Below are 22,214 nucleotides of genomic sequence, written 5' to 3'. Positions count from 1 at the left end.
TCGCTATTCGCCATTTCTGCATACTTCCGGTCCGTTTTGGTGTAGAAAGCTGTTGAACCAACAATTGTTCGGCGACGTTAGTGAGCACGACTATGTACGGCGTGGGGGATTCAATTCGTCGACGACAGGGTGGGACGAGGATCGCTCGCTCGGCGACGGGACGCAGATCGGCCGTCCTGTGGATGGTCGTCTGTATGACGGCCCTGGTGCACCCGATCGCGCACGCCGCGCCGTCCGATTCTCCGTCCGATGCTGCCCCATCCGCTACGTCGCCGTCGTCCTACGTAGTGCGTACCGAGGCCGCCGACGACGTGGCCATGACCGCATTCGTGCACTCGGCCGCGATGGATCGAACCATTCCGCTCAAGATTCTGCGCTCACCCGATCGGACGGCACCGAGCCCCACGCTGTACCTGCTCAACGGCGCGGGCGGTGGAACCGACGGAATGGACTGGCACACCCAGACAGACGTCGTATCCTTCTTCGCCGACAAGAACGTCAACGTGGTGACGCCCGTGGGTGGGGCCTACTCGTACTACGCGGACTGGCAGCACGACGATCCCGTGCTCGGCCGCAACCAGTGGGCCACGTTCCTGGCAGACGAACTGCCGCCGCTGATCGACGAGCTGCTGAAGACCAACGGACGCAACGCAATTGCCGGGATCTCGATGGCGGCCACGTCGGTACTGAATCTGGCGATCCAGAACCCAGGGCTCTACGAGGCAGTCGGTTCGTACAGCGGTTGTGCTTCGACGACCGATCCGTTGGGCAGGGCATACGTCAAGACGGTCGTGTCCATGGCGCTCGGTGCGAACGTGACGAACATGTGGGGACCGGACGGTGGTCCGGAGTGGACTCGCAACGACGCGGTGGTGAACGCCGAAGGTCTTCGCGGCACAGCGTTGTACGTCTCGAACGGCAGTGGCCTGGCCGGGGCATCGGACACTCTGGACGGCACGAATACGAACGGACCCGGCTTCGTGCTGCTCAATCAGATGGTGGTGGGCGGTGTGATCGAGGTGGCGACCGGCGACTGCACTCGGCGTCTGCGCACAGCCCTGGAACGACTCGACATCCCGGCCCACTTCGAGCTACGCGACCGAGGCACGCACTCGTGGGGATACTGGGAGACCGACTTGCACAACTCCTGGCCGATGTTCGAATCCGCTCTCGCGGAGTGATCATCCGACCCGTTCGAGGTGCCGCCACAGGAACTCGTAGGTCAATGCAGTCTTGAAGGCCAGCTGCGCGTTGTCCGACGCCCCGCCGTGCCCGCCCTCGATGTTCTCGTAATAGCTCACGTCGTGGCCCAGTTCGGCCAGCAGGGCGGCCATCTTGCGAGCATGTCCGGGGTGGACGCGGTCGTCCCTGGTCGACGTCGCGATCAGGATCGGTGGGTACCGGCGCTCGGCCGCGGACACCACGTTCTGATACGGGGAGTACTGCGAGATGAACTCCCACTCCTCGGGATCGTCCGGATCGCCGTATTCGGCCACCCAGGACGCGCCTGCGAGCAACAGGTGATACCGCTTCATGTCCAGCAGCGGTACCTGGCAGACCAGCGCTCCGAACAGTTCCGGGTACTTCGTCAGCATGATGCCCATCAGTAGGCCACCGTTGCTTCCGCCCTGCGCTGCCAACTGCGCTGTGGTGGTGATGCCTCGGGTCACCAGATCCCGCGCGACGGCGGCGAAATCCTCGTGGACGAGGTGCCGTCCGGCGCGAAGCACCTGGGTGTGCCACTCCGGTCCGTACTCGCCGCCGCCTCGGATGTTGGCCACCACGTAGGTGCCGCCCCGTTCGAGCCAGGCCCGTCCGGTAGCGCCGCTGTAGCCGGGCGTCATCGAGATCTCGAAGCCGCCGTAGCCGTAGAGCAGCGTCGGACCGGGATCGGCGTCGGCGCGGCGAACGACGAAGTAGGGGATCTGCGTGCCGTCGTCGGAACGGGCGAAGAACTGCTCCACCGTCATGCCGTCGACGTCGAAGAACGCCGGGGCCTGCTTCAGAATCTCGACGTCGTCCCCCACCTTGCCGAGCAGCAGCGTCGCGGGAGTCAGGTAGCCGGAGGAGGACAGGAAGAACTCGTCCCCGTTCTCTTCCCCGTCGGTGCCGATGATGTCGGTGCTGGTCAGCTCCGTCGTGCGCCCCTCCAGGTACGCAAAACGCGCACGAGGGTCGAGGACATGCAACTGCGTGCGCACGTCCTGCAGCGTCACCAGCAGCAGATAGTTCTCCGTCCAGGCGTACTGGTGCAGTGAGGTGTGCGCATCGGGAGCGAACAGAACGAGCAGAGAGGTGGTGCCGGCGAGGAATTCCTCGAAGTCGGCGGCCAGGAGTGCGCCGGCCGGGTAGGTGGTGTCGCCGACCGTCCACGGCGTCATGGTCCGTACCACCAGCCAGTTCTGGTGCACCGACGTCGACGCGTCGGTGGGCGTCGAGATCCGGGTCAGCGCGGACCCGTCGAGCACGTAGGTCTCGGAGTTGTAGAAATCGGTGGCCCGCTGGACGAAGTCTCGCTCGAATCCTGGAGTGCGGTCGTGCCAGGCCGAGATCGAGATGTCCTGCGCTTCGCCCTCGTAGACGGTCTCCGCCTCGGCGAGGGGAGTCCCGCGCCGCCACCGCTTGGTGATCCGCGGGTAGCCCGAGTCGGTCAGTGAACCGTCCCCGAAATCGGTGCCGACGAACACGGTGCCGGCATCGATCCAGCCGATGTCGGTCTTGGCCTCGGGTAGCGCGAAACCGCCGTCCTCGGGGGCGCGGAACATGCGGGAGTCGATGTCGAACTCCCGGACCACGGTGGCATCGGCCCCGCCGCGGGAGAGGGTGATCAGCGCCAGTCTCTGATCGGGCCGAAGCACCTGCGCGCCGCCCCACACCCAGTTCTCGCCCTCGGCGGCGGCCAGAGCGTCGAGATCGAGCAGGACGTCCCACGCGGGCTCGTCCTTGCGGTACTCGTCCATCGTGGTTCGACGCCAGAGGCCGCGGACGTGCTCGCCGTCGCGCCAGAAGTTGTACAGATACTGCCCACGGCGGCGTGCGTAAGGAATGCGAGCATCGGTGTCGAGAATCTCGCGTACGCCTGCCACGGTGGTATCGAATCGCTCTCCGGCCAGCGCTTCGGTGGTCACCGCGTTGCGATCGCGGACCCAGTTCACAGGCTCCTCGCCGGTGACGTCTTCGAGCCAGAGATACGGGTCGTCCGAGAAAGCCATTCCACAGTTCTAGCAGCACACCCGCGGTCGGGTGCAGTGTGGACGCGGGGCTACCGGCTGGTAACGAAGACCAGGTCGAGACAGTGTCGGAGGGCACGACTACGCTGGGGACTCGTGACCTCACACTATGACGTCGTTGTCCTCGGAGCCGGTCCCGGTGGGTACGTCGCTGCTATCCGCGCCGCACAACTCGGACTCAGCACCGCCATCATCGAGAAGAAGTACTGGGGCGGTGTGTGCCTGAACGTCGGCTGCATCCCCTCGAAGGCCCTTCTCCGCAACGCCGAGCTGGCGCATCTGTTCACCAAAGAGGCCAAGCTGTTCGGCATCTCGGGTGAAGCGTCCTTCGACTTCGGCGCAGCATTCGACCGCAGCCGCAAGGTCGCGGACGGACGCGTCAAGGGCATTCACTTCTTGATGAAGAAGAACAAGATCCCCGAGTACGACGGCAAGGGCACGTTCACCGACGCCAACACCATCGAGGTCGAGCTGACCAAGGGTGGCACCGAGACGATCACGTTCGACAACGCGATCATCTCGACCGGAAGTACGACCAAGCTGCTCCCGGGAACCGAGCTGAGCAAGAACGTCGTCACGTACGAAGAGCAGATCATGACCAAGGAACTTCCCGGGTCGATCCTCATCGTCGGTGCCGGCGCCATCGGCATGGAGTTCGGTTACGTACTGAAGAACTACGGCGTCGACGTCACCATCGTCGAGTTCCTCGATCGTGCGCTCCCGAACGAGGACAAGGACGTCTCGAAGGAGATCGAGAAGCAGTACAAGAAGCTCGGCGTCAAGGTCATCACCGGCGCGGGTGTGCAGAGCATCGACGACGACGGCTCCAAGGTCACCGTCGAGATCAAGCACAACAAGTCCGGTGAGAGCGAGACCTTCACCGTCGACAAGGTGATGCAGTCCGTCGGTTTCGCTCCTCGCGTCGAAGGATTCGGCCTCGAGAAGACCGGCGTCGAGCTCACCGATCGCGGTGCCATCGGTATCACCAACACGATGCAGACCAACGTGCCGCACATCTACGCCATCGGCGACGTGACCGCCAAGCTGCAGCTCGCTCACGTGGCCGAGGCTCAGGCCGTGGTGGCTGCCGAAACCATCGGCGGCGCAGAGACATTGCCGATCGACGACTACCGCATGATGCCGCGCGCGACGTTCTGCCAGCCGCAGGTCGCCAGCTTCGGTCTCACCGAGGACCAGGCGCGCGAAGAGGCGCAGGCTCGTGGCTCCGACATCAAGGTCGCGAACTTCCCGTTCGCGGCCAACGGCAAGGCGCACGGACTGGGCGACGCGACGGGCTTCGTCAAGCTCATCGCCGACACCGAGCACGGCGAACTGCTCGGCGGACACCTCATCGGACCGGACGTCTCGGAGCTGCTGCCCGAGCTGACCCTGGCCCAGAAGTGGGACCTGACGGTCAACGAGTTGGCTCGCAACGTCCACACGCACCCGACGCTGTCGGAGGCACTGCAGGAAGCGATCCACGGCCTCGCCGGCCACATGATCAACTTCTGATCCCACACCAGGAACGACGAACGGCGGCGACCACTTCGGTGGTCGCCGCCGTTCGTTTCGTTCCCGGGTGTTGCTCGAATATCGAAACAACAGTGGCGGTTTCGGCAGGTTCGATTTTCGCCACGGGATCGGTGCGTCGATCTTGTGAATACTCATATGCCCCGCACTGAGGAAAACGTCAACTCGAATCATCTGCAGCTGCTAATTTCCTCAGCGACGTACCGAGGGGTTCGGTGCGAGCAGCGAGGCAGCGGGGGCGTCTCGCAATCCAGGGGTGGGGGTGAGCTGCGTTGTCGACTCGTTCGAGTGTCACGGGCGCGCCGCGATCGCGGGTGTCGTCCGGGTTTCGTACGTTCGGGCAAGCTCTGGAACTCGCTCTCGATGCGTTCACGTATCTGTTCGGCGACATCGCACGGCTTCGTCATCCGTGGCGCGATTCGATCGAGCAAGCGTGGTTCGTCGTCACCGTCACGGCAGTTCCGGCGATTCTGGTGTCCGTTCCGTTCGGCGTGATCGTCTCGGTTCAGGTGGGCTCGCTGACCGACCAGGTCGGTGCCACCTCCATCGCCGGTGCCGCAGGCGGACTCGGCGTCATTCGTCAGGGGGCACCGATCGTCGCGGCGCTGCTCCTCGGAGGCGCAGCCGGATCGGCCATCGCCGCAGACCTGGGAGCTCGCACGATTCGCGACGAGATCGACGCTCTGAAGACCATGGGCATCGATCCGGTGCGACGCCTGGTGGTGCCGCGATTGGCCGCGATTCTGTTCGTCGCGCCGCTGCTGTGCATTTTGATCATCTTCATGGGGATCACCGCCGGCTACGTGATCAACGTCGGCTTCCAGGGCGGGACTCCAGGCAGCTACATCTCCTCGTTCGGGTCCTTCGCGTCCGTCGGAGATCTCGTGGTGGCACTGGTCAAGGCGGAGATCTTCGGGATCATCGTCGTCATCGTCGCCTGCCAGCGGGGATTCTCCGCCGTCGACGGTCCGCGCGGGGTGGCGAATGCGGTCAACGCCACCGTCGTCATCGGTGTGATCGCGGCCTCGACGGTCAACGTGGTCATCACCCAGCTCGTCGTCATGTTCATGCCGCAGAAGATCGGATAGCGAGACACCGATGGCAACTCCGTCCCGGCACAGTCCGTACGGCACCCGTGTCGCGGCCCGCTACACACGACGTGTGGTGCGGGGACCCGGTCTGCTGCTGCAATCGCTGGGCCATCAACTGACGTTCTGCGTGCAGGTGCTTGCTGCGATTCCGCACACCGTTCGCACCTACCGTCGGCAGATGCTCCTCATTCTCACCGATATCACCTGGGGCAGTGGAGCTCTCGTTGTCGGCGGGGGCACCGTCTCGGTGTTGATCGTGCTGGGCGTCGCGCTCGGTGCCTCGATCGGAATCGAAGGGTTCAACACTCTCGGTATGGTCGGCATGGAGCCGCTCACCGGTTTCGTCTCCGCCTATGCCAGTACCAGGGAACTCGCTCCGATGGTGGCGGCCATCGGCTTTGCCGCACAGGCCGGTTGCCGGATGACCGCCGAGATCGGGGCGATGCGGATCTCCGAGGAGATCGACGCTCTCGAAGCCCAGGGCATCAGGTCGATCCCGTTCGTCGTCACCACGCGGGTGATCGCCGGCATCGTCACGATCGTGCCGCTGTATCTACTGACGCTGATTCTCAGTTACCTCTCCTGCCAGGTGATCGTCAATGTGTTCAACGGACAGTCCTCCGGTACGTACGAGCACTATTTCACCGCATTTCTTCAGCCGTTGGACGTGGTGTGGTCGCTGCTCAAGGCGACGATCTTCGTCGTCACCGTCATCGTGATCCACGGCTACCAGGGCTACTACGCCTCCGGTGGTCCCGAGGGCGTCGGTCGTGCGTCGGGTCGCGCGATTCGGGCGAGTCTGATTTCGGTGGTGGTGCTGGACATGATCCTGACGATCGTGCTCTGGGGATTCGATTCCGGCATAAGGATTTCGGGGTAGTCATGGCAGTGTTCGAAGATTTGTCGGGCAGGTCGGCCGGCCCTGCGACCCTGCGGGCGAGGGGCATTGCGGTGGTGGCGCTCATCGCCGTAGTCGCTGTACTGCTCACGGCCTATGCGCGCGGCTACTTCGACTCGACCTTCGATCTGACCGTCGATGCGGCCACCGTGGGCGACGGTCTCACTGCCGGTGCCGAAGTGTAATTCCGTGGGTTGGCGATCGGCTCGGTGGAGCAGGTCGAGACTCTCGGCTTCGGCCGTCAGCGACTCGAACTGGCCATCGACGCAGCGCAATCGAAAGAATTGACCGATACCACCGAGGCGCAGTTCACGTCCTCGAACATCTTCGGCTCGACGGCAATCGAACTTCTCTCCGACGGCACCGGCTCGGCGCTGCAAGAGACCTCGACCCTCGTCATCGCTCCCGACTCTGTCAACGTGACGGTCACCAGTGTGTTTCGCCGAGTGGCAGCGCTCACCGAGGTGCTCGACTCCGATCAGGTCGACCGGCTGCGTGGTCTGCTGGCCAGAATCTCGTCGGACATATCGGGAAACCTGAAGCCCTACTTCGATACTGCCCGACTGCTCGCCGAGAACCAGATCGATCCACTGTCACTCAAATTGCATCGCGGCGGAGAACTGGGACAGGGCATCGACGACCTGATTCCGCCTTTGCTGGATCTGGTGGTGGGCGTGGTGGACAACAGCGCCTACTACGAGCCGATGGACAACCGAAAGCGCACTCTCGACGCGATCAACGGTCTGAGCAACGAACTGCTCTATCCACTCGGCAAGATGCTCGAGACGAACAACCCCAATTTGGCGAAGCTGTTGTCCACCACATTGGATCTGCTGGTCCCGATCACCGCGTCTCTGGGCACCCTCGCGCCGGCGTACGACCGCATTCCGGCCGTGCTCGACGGGGTGGCCGATGCGTTCCCGCTCGTCGACGGTGCCCCGCAGCTTCAACTCGACGTCATCGCCGCGACCATGCCGAATCTCGCGGACTCGGTGGCGGCCTACCGAAGTGAGGCCGAACAGTGATCAAAGTCGGCGGAACCGCCATCAAGCTGGCGGTGTTCACGGTGGTCGTCATGGTGTGCGGGTATGTTGTCGTCGCAGCGCTTCGGACACCGGTCTCGGGACCCACCTCGACGTACACCGCCTCGTTCGACGACGTGTCGGGCTTGTACGAGGGCGACGACGTGCGGATGTCCGGGGTGCAGATCGGCAAGGTGAACGCGGTCGAACTCGATGGCACCACCGCCACGGTCACGTTCGATATCGAGAGCAATCGAGCGGTCTACGACACGACGCAGGCCGCGGTGCGATACCAGAACCTGCTCGGCCAGCGCTATGTCGAGTTGATGCAGGTCGGTACGGCCTCCGGAGACGTCATGCCCGCCGGATCGGCCATCCCCCTCGACAACACGGTGCCCTCCTTCGACATCACCGAGCTGTTCGACGGGTTCCAGCCGATCTTCGACACCCTCGACACCGACCAGCTGAACCTGTTCGGCGAGAACATACTTCGCATGGTGCAGGGCGACGGCAGTGGCATCGCACCGGTATTGAAGGACATCGACTCGATCACCACGTTCGCCAACCAGCGTGAAGCGATCATCGCCCTGCTCATCGACAATCTCGGGCAGATCTCGCAGACCATCGGCGGCAAGTCCGCCTCGGTGGCGAGCCTCGTGGAGCAGCTGACGTCACTGGTCTCGCGGCTCAGTACCGAGATGGAGCACGTGTTGTCGTCCCTCGACCAGGCCAATTACGGTCTGGGCCCACTGGTGGGGCTGGCCGAGCAACTTCGCGACGCCTACGACGGTGGCTACGCGCCGGTCGATGGGGCGCTACGCCGATTGATTCCACAGACCGATCAGGTGACGGAATTGCTCGCACTCGCGCCGTCCCTACTGACATCGCTGAATCAGCGAATCCCAGGGCCCGGCGAGACCTACACGTGTAGTCAAGGGCAACAAGACATCCCGGGGATCGGACAGATCCTTCTCGGCAATCAGAAGCTGGTGGTGTGCCGATGACGAGCAAGCAGGGCGGGCGTCGTACGCCGCTGCGCAAAGGTGTGCGCGACGAGCAGTCGGAGAATCGTCGTCACCTGCTGTGGGGTGTGGTCGGCGTGGGCGTCACCGGAGCATTGTTGCTCACGGCCGGTGCCGTGTACGCCGTGCCGCTGGGGAAGAAGACGTACACCGCACATTTCGGGACGTCCGGCGGCCTGGCGTCCGGCGACGAGATCAGAGTCGCCGGCATCGGAGTCGGTAGCGTCCGGACGGTCGCTCTGGCCGGTGACCACGTGGACGTGACGTTCGGAATCGACCGGGACGTCTTCGTCGGCGATACGTCCAGCGTCTCGGTGCAACTGCTGACGCCGATCGGCGGCCATTACGTCAAGCTCGATCCCACCGGCGATCGACCGTTGGACGACGCGCCGATTCCCAAGGAGCGCACCAAGACGCCATTCGATCTGTCCGCCACCCTGGAACAGGCGACACCGTTGATCAGGGACGTCGACGGTGCCACGCTCCGCGCAACCGTCGCCGAGGTGGACAAGGCCCTCACGGTTCAACCCGAGTCGACGCGTCGAGTGGTCGACAACCTCACCCAGCTGACCGACCTCATCGCGCAGCGTTCCGAGCAACTCGAGCGCGGCCTTGCCGTGTCCGACGAGTACACCGCGGCGCTGTCGTCCGACGAGCTGATGTTGGACGAGTTGGTGCGCCAACTCGGAACGCTCACGAAAGGGTTCGGCGACAAGCGCACGTCCGTGGTCAGTGCGTTCGATCTGCTGAAGCGGTTGTTCGAGCTGTTCCATCGACCGTTGATCGCATACGCGGACGGAGTGGAACCGTCGGTGGTCCAGCTCGAAGAAATAGTCCAGAAGGCATTCGCACAGTTCGGCAACTTCGATTCCGCACTGACCCAGATCAAGACGGCATCGGACCAGATTTCGACTCTGGTGGCGAACGGAAATCAGGACGGCCCCGTGATCGATCAGTCGCAGAGCGTCGTGCGCGGTGCCACCGTGTGTGTACCACTTCCAGGGAAGGCGTGCTGATGCGCGCACGAGTGTCGCGACCGGTCGTCGTCGGGGTATCGCTGGTGGCGATCGTTGCCGTGGCCGCAACCGTCGCGTCGGCCAGCGGGGTCGTCGACGTCACGACTCGAACGTCCACTGTGTGCGCCGAATTCACCGACACGGTCGGATTGTACGAGGGCAACTCGGTCAAGATGCTCGGTGTCGACGTGGGCACCGTGACATCGATTTCCAACGACAACAGCGTGGCCGGCGGGGTGCTGGTGACGATGGACGTAGACGAGAACGTTCCGTTGCCTGCCGACGTCGGAGCGGTGACGATGTCCTCGTCCATCGTCACCGATCGATACGTGGAATTCACCGAGCCGTACACGGAGGGGCAGACTTTCGATCGTGGCGAGTGCATTCCTCTCGAGCGCACCAGAACACCGCTCGGGGTGAGCGAGACGTTCGATGCGGTCTCCAAGCTGGCAACCGACCTACTCGGGCCCGCCGACGAGTACGGCAAACGCAGAGAAATTCTGGGTGACGCGCTGCGGTCGGTCGACGGTGCACTCGACGGCTCGGGGCCGCAGGTCAATTCGGCAATCCAACAACTGTCGGTGCTGGCCGGGGAGCCTACCGATCGCGACGCGACCGTGCGTCGACTGATCGACAACATCGACAAGCTCGTCGACGTCTTCGCCGTCAACTGGCCGGACGTGGCGAAACTGCTCGACAATCTCAAAGCCGGCATGATCACCCTGACGGAGTTCACCACGGAATTCAGCGGTGCCGTGGGATTGTCGGTCGAGCTCATTCCGGTCCTCGCCCGCCAGCTCGACAAGTACGGCGACAAGATCTACGGATTCCTCGATCAGTTGATTCCCATCGTGGACGTCGGGCTGGGCCGCGTCGGGGACATCAAGGACATCCTGGAACAAGTTCCCGCCGTCAGCGACGCACTCGTCACGATGTACGACGAGGACCTTCGGGCCGGCCGATTGACCTACCACCCACCGAAATTCGAGATCGCAACGGCGTCACCGAACGAGATCTGCGCGTTGATCAACAAGTATCGGCCCACCTGCTCCGCCGATCAGCAGCGCGGCGACGTCATCGACGTCGGACTGGTGCAGTTGATTCTCGGATCGGCGGGATGGCGATGAGCAGGACGACGACAGTGGCGGCGTTGGTGCTCGCATCCGCGGTATCGCTTGCCGGGTGCAGTGCGAACCCGGTCGATCTCCCTATCCCCGGTAGTTACGTCGACGGCGACAAGTACACCGTGGACATCGAATTCGCCAGTGTGCTGAACCTGCCGGCGAAGGCGAAGGTCATCGTCGATGGGGTCGAAGGCGGGGTGTTGGATTACGTCACGCTCGACGACGACAGAGCCGTCGCCACAGTGGATCTCGCAGCGAACGTCTCGCTGCCCAGGGATACCGTCGCCGAACTGCGACAGAGCACCATCCTGGGCGAGATCTATATATCGCTGCAACCACCGAAGGACCCGTCGAGCACTGCAGTACTGGTCGACGGGGATGTCATTCCTCTCGATCACACCGTCCCCGCGGACAATGTGGAAGACGTCCTGCGCGGGTTGTCGAATGTGGTGACCGGTGGTCATGTCGTGGAACTGCAAGAAGCGGTGAACAACTTCAACGCGGCCGTGCCGCAGGATCCGCTGGTGTTCGACCGTGTGAACACCGCGGCGCGGGTGGCCATCTCCGATCTCGGATCCAACACCGCAGACATCGATCGCATACTGGCTGCGGCAGAGGGGGTTTCGAACACCATCATCACCCAGGAGTCGGGACTGACCCGCGTGCTCGATCTGGGTCCGTCTCGAGCGGAGGGGCTGTCGGAAGTGCTGTTCTCCGTCGTCAATCTCATCTTCGCGCTGGGGTACATGTCGCAGAACGTCGGTGATGTGCTCGGACCACCGTACGAGGAACTCAGCGGAGCGATCGGCATCATCCTGCCGGCGATCATGACGGTCTCGCGAGCCGACACCACCGTTCCGATGAACGTTGCGAAAGTCGACGCGCTATTGCGCGAGCGACTCGTTCCGTTCTTCTCCGCAACTCCGAACATTCGGATCGCGTCTGTTTCGGGACCGGACGACCCGGGTGCGCGTGCGGACGACATGATCGGCGTGCTGCGATCGATAGGAATCGTCCGATGACCAGATCGACCGTCTTCTCACTCGTGGGCCTGCTGCTGTTGACCGTGGCGGGGGTCGGATACATGACCGTCGGTGTTCTCGACATGGATCCGCGGCGCGAATACAACTCTGTCACAGTGCGGCTCGCCTCGTCCGGTGGGCTGATGGACACCTCGCAGGTGACCTCGCGCGGGATGAAGGTGGGCAAGGTCGAGAGCATCGCCGTCACCGCCGAGGGGCTCGACGTGGCGTTGGCTCTCGATGCCGCCCATGACATCCCGGTCGACTCCGATGTCGTCGTCGCCAATCTGTCGGCGGCGGGGGAGCAGTACCTCGACATTCGACCACGACATTCCGGGGGGCCGTACCTGTCCGACGGTGCGGTGATCGACGTCGATCGGACCGTGGTATCTGCTACGGTCAGCGACACCCTCGGCAAGGTGGATGCCCTTGTGGCACAACTCGATACCTCGGCGCTCGGCGGTCTGGCGGACACCGCGGCGCGCGCGGTCGACGGGCGCGATCCCGATATCGACAATCTCGTCTCGACGTTCCGCCTCCTGGCTCTGACGTTGCATGACAAGCGGGCCGAAATTCAGCACCTGTACGACAACGCCCAACAACTGGGTCGGAAGGCCTACGGCTACGGGCCGGTGCTCAGCGACGCGGGGCCGTGGGTGGGATCGACCGGGGAAGGCGTATCGAGTCTGCTACAGGGCTTCGAGCAATACTCCTACGTCGCCTCGGATGTCTGGAAGGACCCGATCGGACCTCTGATCACGAAAATCGACAGCTACCTGACTCCGACATCTCCCGACCTCGCCCTGATCGCCACTCTGTTGAAGCCCTTCACCGCACCGATCAAGCCACTTCGGGTGGATGCGGGCAAGATCATCGACCTGCTCGGTGGCACCTTCCCTCAGGGCGGACCTGCTCGCGTGGCAGTGACGATCCCCAACTGACCGCACTCACAACTGACCGCACTCACCAACTGACCGCACTCACCGTTGTACCCCGATCCACCGAATACCTTCCCGACATTGGAGACACCCGATGACCGACACCGCACCCGCGTCCGCCGAGGCACCCGCAGCACCCCCCGAGAAGGTCGAGGCGTCCGACGGCGCTGCCGTACCAGGACCCGGCAGGTCGAAGGCTGTGACAGTAGCGGTCGTCGTGGCCGCACTCGCCGTCGTCGCTGCGGCGGTGTTCGGCTACCTCTGGTATTCCGCTTCCGCTGATCTGAGCGCTCAGCGCCAGGCCGAGACCGATCGTCAGATCGCCCTGAACACAGCCATGGACTACACGAGCCGTTCGTTGACGTACGACTACAACGACCTCGATGCCTTCTTCGCCAGTGTCAAAGACGGAGCGGCGCAACCTCTGCAGGACCGCTACGACGGGGTGAGTGATGCGCTGACTGCCATCATGACCGAGTCGCAGGTTGTCGCCACGGGTGAGGCGCTGTCGGCCGCAGTCGATTCCGAGACAGACGGGGTCTACAAGATCTCGGTGTACGCCGAGCAGCAGACCCGAAACGTGCAGACGCCCGACGGGGGTTCGGTTGCCAACATTCTGTCCGTGACCGTGTCGGAAGACGACGGCAGGTGGATCGTCGACGACTACGGTCCGAAAAGCTGATCGGTGTCTACGTTTTGGTGGCGCTGACGAATTGGGCGAGACCGCGGATGTCCTGCTCGATGGCGGTCATTCCTGCGGCCGCGAAGGCGTCGGTGAACTGATTTTTCGGGAGCATCCTGACGCCCGCCAGGCCGGTTCCGAAGCCCACCATGGAACCGAGAGGTGCGGGACCGGGCTGGCAACTCGTCATGATGGCGATCCGTCCACCCGGACGCAGGACGCGAATCGACTCGTCCAGCACCGCCATCGGCTCCGGAACGAGATACAGTGCGGCGTAGCAACATACGGCGTCGAATGCGGCGTCCGGATACGGGAGGTGCGCCGCATCGCCGCGCACGTATGCGGCTCTCGGTCCGCGGTTGTCGCGCACTGCCCGGGCGATCATGGCTTCGGAGATGTCGAACCCGACTGCGAGCCCGTCACCGGTGAGAGCCTCGGACAGGAACTTCGTGAAGTTACCGGGGCCGCAGGCCACGTCCAGTACCTGCTGCGGCCCGCGTAACCGCAGATCGGCAACAGCCTTGGCTCGCTCGGCCGACATCGACATGCCGGCGATGCCCATCAGGGACACCCCGAACGGACGCCACAGCTTCTCGTAGATCGCAGCCACCACACGATTGTTCATCGCGATACTTGCCGGGGACGGGTTCGGTGCCGGCACGTCCGGCAGCAGTTCGACGTAACCGCCGTCGGTGCGAGCGGACTCTCGCAGCATCTCCGGCTCGATCATCTCGAGAGCGCGGCGCAATGCTGTCTCGGGTGTCTCGCTCATCGCCGTGGCGGCCGATCGCCGTAGTCACGTTCGACGCGCAGTGTGCCGAGAGTTGTTGCCAGGCCGTCGTATTGGGTGACCAGAAGCATGAATTCGATGAGGCGGCGTTCATCGAACTGCGTCGCGAGCTCGGCCCACGTGGTGTCGGTCAGTGTCTTGGTCTCGATCAGCTCGTCCACCGCTGTGAGAATGGTGCGTTCGCGCGTCGACAATCCCGGAGCGTCCGGTCCGGTCATGATCGAATGCAGCAGATCCCGGTCGATTCCCGCGCGTCTGCCGAGCCGAATGTGGTGGTCCATTTCGTATGCGGAGTCGCGGAGGTGGGCCACACGCAGGATCACCATTTCCGATTCCTTGCGTGAGATCTTGCCGCCGGGCATCAGGTGCCCGCTGTAGAACAGCCACGCTCGAAACAAGCCGCCGGTGCGACCGAGGGTGGTGAACAGGTGGGGATTCGGCACCCCCGCGCCCTTGGCGATCACCTTGCAGATGACCCAGTTGACGGGTCCGAGTGTCTTGGCGGTTCCGGACGGAATGCGTGGAGTGGTCACAGTCACACCGTACCGACTGGTCGTCGGATCGTCATCGGGTAGCCAAAGGCTAGGCTACCCTCTTCATGACTCTGTACAACCAACTCCCGGAGGACCCATGACGAAGTTCACTGCCCGCGGCACTGGGCTCGCCCTCGTCATCGTGGCGCTCGCCGCAACGGCGTGTTCCTCTACTGCGGCGACCACCGAGAGTGGCGCAACCAGATCGATCGACACCGTCCGAGGCACCATCGACGTTCCCGAGACTCCGCTGCGCGTCGTCACCCTGGAACCGGTCGAGCTCGACACCACCGTCGCGCTCGGCGTCGTGCCCGTCGGCACCGCGGTGCTCAGCGAGGTGAGCGGAGTGCCGTCGTATCTCGGTACGGACGCGGCAGGGATCGCGACCGTCGGCACAGTTGCCGAACCGACCATCGAGGACATCGCAGCCCTGCAACCCGACCTCATTCTCGGCACCGAGACTCGGCACGCCGAGTACTACGACCAACTCACCGCCATCGCACCGACGGTGTTCATGGCATCCCAGTCCGATCCGTGGCGGGACAACGTCCGGTTCGTCGGACGCACGCTCGGCAAGGAAGCGAAGGCGGATGAACTGCTCACCGCCTACGACGACCGGTGCGCCGAGATCGCCGACAAGCACGACACCGCCGGGAAGACGGCGCAACTGATCAGGCCGCGCAACGGCGAACTGACGCTCTACGGACCGTCCTCGTTCGCCGGAAGCACCCTCGAGTGCGCAGGATTCACCACCCCGCCGCGACCGGAATGGGCCGACGAGATCTCCGTCGACCTCTCCACCGAACTGGCGGCACAGGCGGCAGCAGACCTGATCGTCGTCACCGCCGACGACCCGTCCGACCCCGCTGCGATACCGGCAGCCATCACCGCCAACGCTGCGGTACTACCCGATCCGCACGCGGTGGACCTGTCTTACTGGATCACCGGCGTCGGGCCGATGGGTGGACAGACCGTGCTGGACGACATCGATCGGATTCTCTCGGAGTAGGCCGACTCACATGCGGACCGCGCCCGCCAGAGCCGCCGCGTGCTCGGCCCGCTCGACCACTCGGTCACGTGAGCAGTCGATATGTGCGAGCAGCAGTTTCAGGGCGGAATCGAGAGTGCCGGCGAGAACGTGTTCGACGATCTCGACGTGTCGATCGATGGCGCTGACGATGGCTGCTGCATCGAGTCCACCGAGTATCCGCACCGGACGCACCTTGGCGTTGACCGTGCACAGGGCATCGGTCAGAGCCGAATTTCCCGACGCGGCAAGCAAGGTGACGTGGAAATGCTCGTCCATCGCCACCAGGTCGTCGGTCGTCGCGGGTGGGTCGGTGCGGAGCGCGGTCCAGGTATCCAACAGAGTGGTCAGTGATACCCGATCGAAGGACTGCGGGGTCGACCGAGTGATGCCACGGGCCTCGAGTGTGGCCCGCAGCTCGTACAGATCGGGTAGGTCGCTCAGCCGAGGGCGATAGGCGTGCACACCGGCCTCGTCGCGAGTGACGAGGCCGTCGGACTGCAGCCGTGCCAGGGCCTCGCGCACGGGAGTGCGTGAGACCCCGTACAACTCGGCGAGACGCTCCTCGCCGAGCCGTTCCGTGGAGCTGATGGCACCGGAGATGAGATCCCGGCGCAGTGACGAATAGACCTTCTCGCGAAGGTCCCTGCGCGGCACGATGCGTCCGGTCAGATTGCCATGGCTGCGCGGACGTCGGCCTCGGACTCGGTTCCGCCCACACCGGTCGAGGTGATGCGGCCGGCCTCGAGGATGTAGTACTTCTGCGCGGACTCGAGGGCGAATCCGATGTGCTGCTCCACCAACAACACTCCGAGGCCGCCGCGGCGGGTGAGCTCGAGGATGGTGCGTTCGATCTCGGCGACCACCGACGGCTGAATGCCCTCGGTCGGCTCGTCCAGGATCAACATTCGTGGTTCGGTGATCAGCGCCCGCGCGATCGCGAGCTGCTGGCGCTGACCACCCGAGAGCAATCCTGCTCTGCGACCCAGCAACTCCTTCAACGCCGGAAACAGATCGAGTGCCTCGTCCACGAGGGCTTTGCCGCGCTTGCGACCGTCGGCGACGACCTGCAGATTCTCGGCCGTGGTCAATTGGCCGAACGACTGCTGGCCCTGCGGCACGTAGGCGAGTCCGCGGGCGACGCGGGCGCTGGGACGCAACGCGCTGACATCCTCACCGTCGAACATGACCTTGCCGGAGTTGACCTTCAACAATCCCACTGCTGCGCGCAGCAGAGTGGTCTTGCCGGCACCGTTGTGGCCCATCACCGCTGCGACCCCGTCGGCCGGCACCGTCAGCGAGGCACCGTGAACAACCTCGCTGCGGCCGTAACCTGTTCTGACGTCGATCAATTCAAGCATGACCGGCTCCCTTTTCTGCTGTGCCGTCGAGTTCCTCGCCCGCAGCCGCGGTACCGAGATAGACCTCCTGGACTTTCGGATCGGCCTGTACCTCGGCCACCGTGCCCTCGGCCAGAACGCGTCCGGCAGCCAATACCGTCACCGAGGTGGCGAACATGCGCATGAAGTCCATGTCGTGCTCGACCACCACCACGGTGCGTTCACCGCCGATGCGCTGGAGCAGCCTGCCGGTTTCCTCGCGCTCCTCGTGACTCATGCCGGCGACCGGCTCGTCGAGAAGAAGCACTTCCGCGTTCTGCACCAACAGCATTCCGATTTCCAGCCATTGCTTCTGGCCGTGCGCGAGAATTCCGGCGGGCTTGTCGCGCTCCGATGTCAGGCCGATGGTCTCGAGAGCCTCCTCGATCTGCGGCAGTACCGACCCGCGTCGGCGCAACATCGTCAATACGGACCGACCGGATCCGGCAGCGATGTCCAGGTTCTGCAACACCGTCAGATTCTCGAAGATGCTGGCTGTCTGGAAAGTTCGGCCGATGCCGAGACGGGCGATCTGATGCACCTTCTTGCCCAGCAGTTCCACGCCGGATTTGGTGATCGAGCCGGTGGCCGGGACGAGGCCGGTGATGGCGTCGATCAGCGTGGTCTTGCCTGCGCCGTTGGGCCCGATGAGGAAGCGCAGGTCGCCCTGCATGAGCGTCAGATCGACGTTGGTGTTGGCCTTGAAACCGTCGAAACTGACTGTCAGGTCTCGAACTTCGAGGTACTGACTCGACATACCGGCGTTTCCGCCGAACGTGGGTTGCGGTCCTTCGACATGGATCATCGTGCGAGTTCCTTTTCTGGCTCGTCGCTCGACTCGGGTTCGGGGTCGGGTTGCTTCTTGCGTTTACGGAGCGCGAACAAGCCGGCGACACCGGCGGGGAAGAATCCGACGACCACGACGAACAACAGACCCTGCGCGTACGTCCAGCCGGAAGGGAACTGCTCGGACAGTGTGGTCTGTGCCCACGCAACGCCGAGCGCGCCGAGAACCGGGCCGAGCAGAGTGGTGCGGCCGCCGATGGCGACGCCGATGAGGAACGCGATGGACGGAACGATTCCGACGTCGTTGGGGGAGATGATGCCGACGATCGGAACGAACAGCGCCCCTGCCAGTCCCGCAAAGAATGCCGCGGCGACGTAGGCCACGATCTTGACGTTCGCCGGGTCGTAGCCGAGGAAGCGCACACGCTCTTCCTGATCACGAACCGCCACCAGCAGTTCGCCGTAGCGCGAGTACATCAGCTGGCGGGTGATGGCGACGACGGCCAGCAGCACGCCGGCGGCGATGAAGAACAGCATCTGCTTGTTGGCGGGGTCGTTGAGGTTGAACCCGAAGAACGTGCGAAATCTGTTGAGGCCGTTGGAGCCGCCCGTGGACTGCTGACCGATGAGCAGGATCGCGAATGCCGCTGCCAGTGCCTGGCTCAGGATCGCGAAGTAGGCACCCTTGACTCGACGCTTGAACACACCGAGTCCGAGCACCAGGGCCACCAGGGCGGGCACGAACAGGATGCCCAGGATCGTGGTGATGGGTGAGGTGAAAGGCAACCAGTACGAGGGCAATTCACGAATACCGGCAATGGACATGAAGTCCGGTACGGTGTCGCCGCGCAGGTCCGCGTCGGAGATCTTGAGGTGCATGGCCATGATGTACGCACCGATGCCGAAGAAGACGCCCTGACCGAGGGTGAGCATTCCGCCTCGGCCCCAGGCCAATCCGATGCCGACGGCCACGATCGCGTAGCAGATGAACTTGCCCAGCAGATTCAACCGGAATTCGCTGAGGACGGCGGGAGCTACGGCGAACAGCAGGATCGCGGCGAGCGCGAACCCCAGCAGAGCGCCGCGCTTGGCGATGAACTCGCTCATACCAGGCTCCTTGTCTTGACGGCGAACAAGCCCTGCGGGCGGGCCTGCAGAAAGATCACGATGAGCACGAACACGATGACCTTGGCGATCGAGGCCGTGGTGCTGTACTCGATGAAGGAGTTGAGGATGCCGAGGGCGAAGGCCGCGATCACCGCACCCTTGATCTGGCCGAGGCCACCGACGACGACCACCAGGAAGGCGTCGATCAGATAGCTCTGTCCCACAGTGGAACTGGTGGAGCCGATAAGGGTGAGCGCGACGCCGGCGACGCCGGCCAGGCCCGACCCGAGGAAGAACGTCGAGATGTCCGTTCTTCTGCTCGAGATGCCCGAGGTCTCGGCGAGATCGCGGTTCTGCACCACCGCGCGGATGCGTCGACCCATCGCGGTCTTCTTCAACGCGATGGACAGTGCGAGTACGGCGACGACCGCGAGAAAGAGAATGAAAATTCTCGTCTTGGGCACCACGGCACCGAGGATGTCGACGCCACCGCTCAGCCATTCCGGGGAGACGACGTTGACCGCCGGGGCACCGAAGATGTCGCGCGCGATTTGCTGCAGGATGAGCCCGACGCCGAACGTGACGAGCAGGGTGTCCAGTGGTCGGTGGTACATGCGCTGGATCAGGGTGACCTCGAGCAGCACACCCATGGCGCCGCCGACGAGGAAGCCGACGATCAGCGAGATGAACAGTGAAGCGCCGCCGGTGGAGACGATCTGCTGCACTACGTAGGCCGTGTACGAACCGGCCATGATGAACTCGCCGTGTGCCATGTTGATGACGCCCATCTGACCGAACGTCAGCGAGAGCCCGAGGGCGGCGAGCAAGAGAATCGATCCGATCGACAGGCCGGTGAACAACTGTCCGATCACGACGTCCATGGGGGAGCTCCTTCGGTGGTGCCTACGGCAGTGGTGCGGTTAGGTGCCCTATAGGGCGCTCAACCGCACCACTGCCGCAGGCACTCTGGGTCAGTTGAGGTCGGAGGCCCAGTCGTAGGTCTCGAGGAACGGGTCGGGTGCAATTGCCTCAAGGGACTCCCACACCGTGTAGATCAGTCCGTCGGCGCGAATCTCACCGATGCGGGCGGTCTTGGAGATGTGGTTGTTGTCGCCGTCGATGACGACCTCACCCTCGGGGGCGGCGAAGCTCACGCCGTCGGCCGCCGCTTGAATATCGGCCACGGCAAAGGAATCGGCCTTCTCGACGGTGTTTTTCCACAGGTAGACCGAGGTGTACGCGGCTTCCATCGGGTCCGACGTCGGCTTGTCGGCACCGTACTTGGCCTTGTAATCGGCGACGAACGTGGTGTTCTCGGGGCTGTCGACGGTCTGGTAGTAGTTCCACGCAGTCAGCTGGCCGACGATATTGGCCGCACCGATACCCGCAACTTCCTCCTCGGCGATGGAGACCGAGATGACGGGCATATCAGCAGCTTTCAGGCCCGCGTTGGTGTACTCGCGGAAGAAGGCAACGTTCGAATCGCCGTTGAGGGTGTTGAACACCGCATCGGCGTCGGCCGAGCGCACCTTGTTCACAATGGTGGAGAAGTCCGTCGAGCCGAGCGGGGTGTAGTCCTCGCCCTTGATCTCGATGTCGTTGGCGGCAGCGTAGGCCTTGATCTCGCGGTTGGCGGTCTGCGGGAAGACGTAGTCGCTGCCGACGAGGTACAGCGACTTCACGCCCTGCTCCTTGAGATAATCCAAGGCCGGGATGATCTGCTGGTTGGTGGTGGCACCGGTGTAGAAGATGTTCTCCGACGCCTCGAGCCCCTCGTACTGCACGGGGTAGTAGAGGAGAGCATCGTTGTCCTCGAACACGGGCAGCATGGCCTTGCGGCTCGACGAGGTCCAGCCGCCGAATACTGCTGCGACGCAGTCACTGCTGATCAGCTTCTCGGCCTTCTCGGCGAATACGGTCGGCTCGGACGCGCCGTCCTCGGCGACGATCTCGATCTGCTTACCGTTGACTCCGCCTTCTGCGTTGATCTGCTCGACGGCCAGTGCGATCGAATCACGCACTGTCACTTCGCTGATTGCCATGGTGCCGGACAGTGAGTTGAGCGAGCCGACCTTGATGGTGTCACCGGAGGTGTCCACACAGGAGGTGGCAGTGCTGCCGCCACCCTCGGCGGAGGTGGTGTCGCTCGCCTTGCTGCCGCAGGCGGTCGCGACCAGGCTCAATGCAGCCAGGGCTGCGGGAACGACCATGACGCGCTTGACGGAGTTTCGCTTCGAGACAGCGGGCATCTACGGGCCTTTCGGAGTTTGTATACAGAGGTGTATTCGCGATTGCGAACAGTAAAGGGAAGTTATTGCGTGGGTATGTTGCGCGGTGACGAGTCTGTTTCCCGCGTTACGTGGACGTAAAAGCCGTCGAATGACAATTGTTCTTGACATTTTTTGACAAGCCAAGTTGACTTTCACCATGTCCACACACGACGAGGAGGATCGATCATGAGTGCCTTCGTGAGAGCAGCTCGGTTCGTCGGAGACCTCGACGACGAGTTCTACGCCGACGAGCTCCGGCGCGATATCTGGAACGAGGCCTCGGCCGTCGGATTTCAGTCGTTCCTGTGGATCGGGTCGATCGCCGGGGCTGTTCTCCCGTTCGCGGCCGGCGTCACCGGGGCCTGGGTGGCACTCGGTGTGTTCCTCGTGCTGACCTCTGTGTCGTTCGTGGTGTTGGGATACGCCAAGGCGCGGGGGATCGATATGTATGCCTCGCAGAAACTTCGACGCGCACGGTTGGTGTTCGCGGGACTGCTGCTCTTCGTTTGTGGGCCGGGAGCGGCGTTACGCCTACTCGCGCACTACGGCGGTGGCAATCCGGGGCCGATGCTGATCGGAGCGGCGATCGCGGCACCGGTGGGCTTCGCAGCGGGAGTGATCGGTATCAAGAATCGACAGCGTCAGGTGCGAGAGGCCGAGCGGGCCGCCGAGGAGGCCGAGTTGCTCGGGTTCGACCCAAACAAATGACATGCGTCCTGTGGATCGTTCCAAACCTGCTGGTTACAG

The 22,214-nt window shown here is 63.7% G+C and carries 23 protein-coding genes; 14 read left to right on the top strand and 9 right to left on the bottom strand.

Annotation, left to right across the window (positions count from 1 at the left end):
• The first annotated feature begins 194 nt into the window (after positions 1 to 194).
• Positions 195 to 1,181, top strand: a complete 987-nt coding sequence (locus ACIGGF_RS17950; protein ID WP_397522514.1) for an alpha/beta hydrolase — start codon at positions 195 to 197, stop codon at positions 1,179 to 1,181.
• Here the strand turns inward: ACIGGF_RS17950 and ACIGGF_RS17945 are convergent, their stop codons facing one another.
• Positions 1,182 to 3,212 (bottom strand): prolyl oligopeptidase family protein, encoded by a 2,031-nt coding sequence (locus ACIGGF_RS17945; RefSeq protein ID WP_397522513.1) that lies wholly within the window; start codon positions 3,210 to 3,212, stop codon positions 1,182 to 1,184.
• A gap of 114 nt (positions 3,213 to 3,326) precedes the next feature.
• Between ACIGGF_RS17945 and lpdA the strand changes: the two genes are divergently transcribed.
• From lpdA to ACIGGF_RS17890, 11 genes are all read left to right on the top strand, one after another.
• Positions 3,327 to 4,742, top strand: coding sequence for a dihydrolipoyl dehydrogenase (gene lpdA / locus ACIGGF_RS17940; protein ID WP_397522512.1), 1,416 nt, complete (start codon positions 3,327 to 3,329; stop codon positions 4,740 to 4,742).
• Between the two features lie 365 nt (positions 4,743 to 5,107).
• Positions 5,108 to 5,848 (top strand): ABC transporter permease, encoded by a 741-nt coding sequence (locus ACIGGF_RS17935; RefSeq protein ID WP_397522589.1) that lies wholly within the window; start codon positions 5,108 to 5,110, stop codon positions 5,846 to 5,848.
• A gap of 10 nt (positions 5,849 to 5,858) precedes the next feature.
• Positions 5,859 to 6,731: an MlaE family ABC transporter permease gene (locus ACIGGF_RS17930; RefSeq protein WP_397522511.1), complete on the top strand. Its 873-nt coding sequence runs from the start codon at positions 5,859 to 5,861 to the stop codon at positions 6,729 to 6,731.
• A 2-nt stretch (positions 6,732 to 6,733) separates the two neighbouring features.
• On the top strand, positions 6,734 to 6,934 hold the full coding sequence (locus tag ACIGGF_RS17925) for a hypothetical protein (RefSeq protein WP_397522510.1): 201 nt from the start codon (positions 6,734 to 6,736) through the stop codon (positions 6,932 to 6,934).
• 9 nt (positions 6,935 to 6,943) lie between these two features.
• A complete protein-coding gene (locus ACIGGF_RS17920) occupies positions 6,944 to 7,774 on the top strand; it encodes an MCE family protein (protein WP_397522509.1) in 831 nt (276 codons plus the stop codon).
• Positions 7,771 to 8,775 (top strand): MCE family protein, encoded by a 1,005-nt coding sequence (locus ACIGGF_RS17915; RefSeq protein WP_397522508.1) that lies wholly within the window; start codon positions 7,771 to 7,773, stop codon positions 8,773 to 8,775. Before ACIGGF_RS17920 ends, ACIGGF_RS17915 begins: the two co-directional genes overlap by 4 nt.
• Positions 8,772 to 9,809 (top strand): MlaD family protein, encoded by a 1,038-nt coding sequence (locus ACIGGF_RS17910; RefSeq protein ID WP_397522507.1) that lies wholly within the window; start codon positions 8,772 to 8,774, stop codon positions 9,807 to 9,809. The genes ACIGGF_RS17915 and ACIGGF_RS17910 overlap by 4 nt, the downstream gene beginning before the upstream one ends.
• Positions 9,809 to 10,936, top strand: a complete 1,128-nt coding sequence (locus ACIGGF_RS17905; protein ID WP_397522506.1) for an MCE family protein — start codon at positions 9,809 to 9,811, stop codon at positions 10,934 to 10,936. The genes ACIGGF_RS17910 and ACIGGF_RS17905 overlap by 1 nt, the downstream gene beginning before the upstream one ends.
• Entirely contained in the window at positions 10,933 to 11,955 is a 1,023-nt protein-coding gene (locus ACIGGF_RS17900) for an MlaD family protein (RefSeq protein ID WP_397522505.1), read from the top strand. Before ACIGGF_RS17905 ends, ACIGGF_RS17900 begins: the two co-directional genes overlap by 4 nt.
• On the top strand, positions 11,952 to 12,896 hold the full coding sequence (locus ACIGGF_RS17895) for an MlaD family protein (protein WP_397522504.1): 945 nt from the start codon (positions 11,952 to 11,954) through the stop codon (positions 12,894 to 12,896). Before ACIGGF_RS17900 ends, ACIGGF_RS17895 begins: the two co-directional genes overlap by 4 nt.
• Before the next feature lie 91 nt (positions 12,897 to 12,987).
• Entirely contained in the window at positions 12,988 to 13,575 is a 588-nt protein-coding gene (locus tag ACIGGF_RS17890) for a hypothetical protein (protein ID WP_397522503.1), read from the top strand.
• A 7-nt stretch (positions 13,576 to 13,582) separates the two neighbouring features.
• On the opposite strand, the gene ACIGGF_RS17885 is transcribed toward ACIGGF_RS17890, so the two are convergent.
• Entirely contained in the window at positions 13,583 to 14,347 is a 765-nt protein-coding gene (locus ACIGGF_RS17885) for a class I SAM-dependent methyltransferase (protein ID WP_397522502.1), read from the bottom strand.
• On the bottom strand, positions 14,344 to 14,904 hold the full coding sequence (locus ACIGGF_RS17880; RefSeq protein WP_397522501.1) for a carboxymuconolactone decarboxylase family protein: 561 nt from the start codon (positions 14,902 to 14,904) through the stop codon (positions 14,344 to 14,346). Before ACIGGF_RS17880 ends, ACIGGF_RS17885 begins: the two co-directional genes overlap by 4 nt.
• A 91-nt stretch (positions 14,905 to 14,995) precedes the next feature.
• Here ACIGGF_RS17880 and ACIGGF_RS17875 point away from each other — a divergent pair, with 91 nt between their 5' ends.
• A complete protein-coding gene (locus ACIGGF_RS17875; protein WP_397522500.1) occupies positions 14,996 to 15,907 on the top strand; it encodes an ABC transporter substrate-binding protein in 912 nt (303 codons plus the stop codon).
• 6 nt (positions 15,908 to 15,913) lie between these two features.
• Here ACIGGF_RS17875 and ACIGGF_RS17870 read toward each other — a convergent pair whose 3' ends face one another.
• The 6 genes from ACIGGF_RS17870 to urtA form a co-directional block, all read right to left on the bottom strand.
• On the bottom strand, positions 15,914 to 16,582 hold the full coding sequence (locus tag ACIGGF_RS17870; protein WP_397522499.1) for a GntR family transcriptional regulator: 669 nt from the start codon (positions 16,580 to 16,582) through the stop codon (positions 15,914 to 15,916).
• A gap of 11 nt (positions 16,583 to 16,593) precedes the next feature.
• Complete coding sequence (gene urtE / locus ACIGGF_RS17865) at positions 16,594 to 17,286, bottom strand: urea ABC transporter ATP-binding subunit UrtE (protein WP_397522498.1); 693 nt, start codon at positions 17,284 to 17,286, stop codon at positions 16,594 to 16,596.
• On the bottom strand, positions 17,279 to 18,109 hold the full coding sequence (urtD, locus tag ACIGGF_RS17860; protein ID WP_397522497.1) for an urea ABC transporter ATP-binding protein UrtD: 831 nt from the start codon (positions 18,107 to 18,109) through the stop codon (positions 17,279 to 17,281). Before urtD ends, urtE begins: the two co-directional genes overlap by 8 nt.
• Entirely contained in the window at positions 18,106 to 19,197 is a 1,092-nt protein-coding gene (urtC, locus tag ACIGGF_RS17855; RefSeq protein WP_397522496.1) for an urea ABC transporter permease subunit UrtC, read from the bottom strand. The genes urtD and urtC overlap by 4 nt, the downstream gene beginning before the upstream one ends.
• Positions 19,194 to 20,078 (bottom strand): urea ABC transporter permease subunit UrtB, encoded by an 885-nt coding sequence (gene urtB, locus ACIGGF_RS17850; RefSeq protein WP_397522495.1) that lies wholly within the window; start codon positions 20,076 to 20,078, stop codon positions 19,194 to 19,196. The genes urtC and urtB overlap by 4 nt, the downstream gene beginning before the upstream one ends.
• 90 nt (positions 20,079 to 20,168) lie before the next feature.
• Positions 20,169 to 21,446, bottom strand: coding sequence for an urea ABC transporter substrate-binding protein (gene urtA / locus ACIGGF_RS17845; protein ID WP_397522494.1), 1,278 nt, complete (start codon positions 21,444 to 21,446; stop codon positions 20,169 to 20,171).
• 207 nt (positions 21,447 to 21,653) lie between these two features.
• Between urtA and ACIGGF_RS17840 the strand changes: the two genes are divergently transcribed.
• Positions 21,654 to 22,175, top strand: a complete 522-nt coding sequence (locus ACIGGF_RS17840; protein WP_397522493.1) for a hypothetical protein — start codon at positions 21,654 to 21,656, stop codon at positions 22,173 to 22,175.
• Positions 22,176 to 22,214: the final 39 nt, after the last annotated feature.

It is taken from the genome of Rhodococcus sp. NPDC078407 (assembly GCF_044542515.1).
Taxonomy (GTDB): Bacteria; Actinomycetota; Actinomycetes; order Mycobacteriales; family Mycobacteriaceae; genus Rhodococcoides.
The sequence above is the reverse complement of the archived record's forward strand: the minus strand, read 5'-3'. Positions and strand labels throughout refer to the sequence as shown.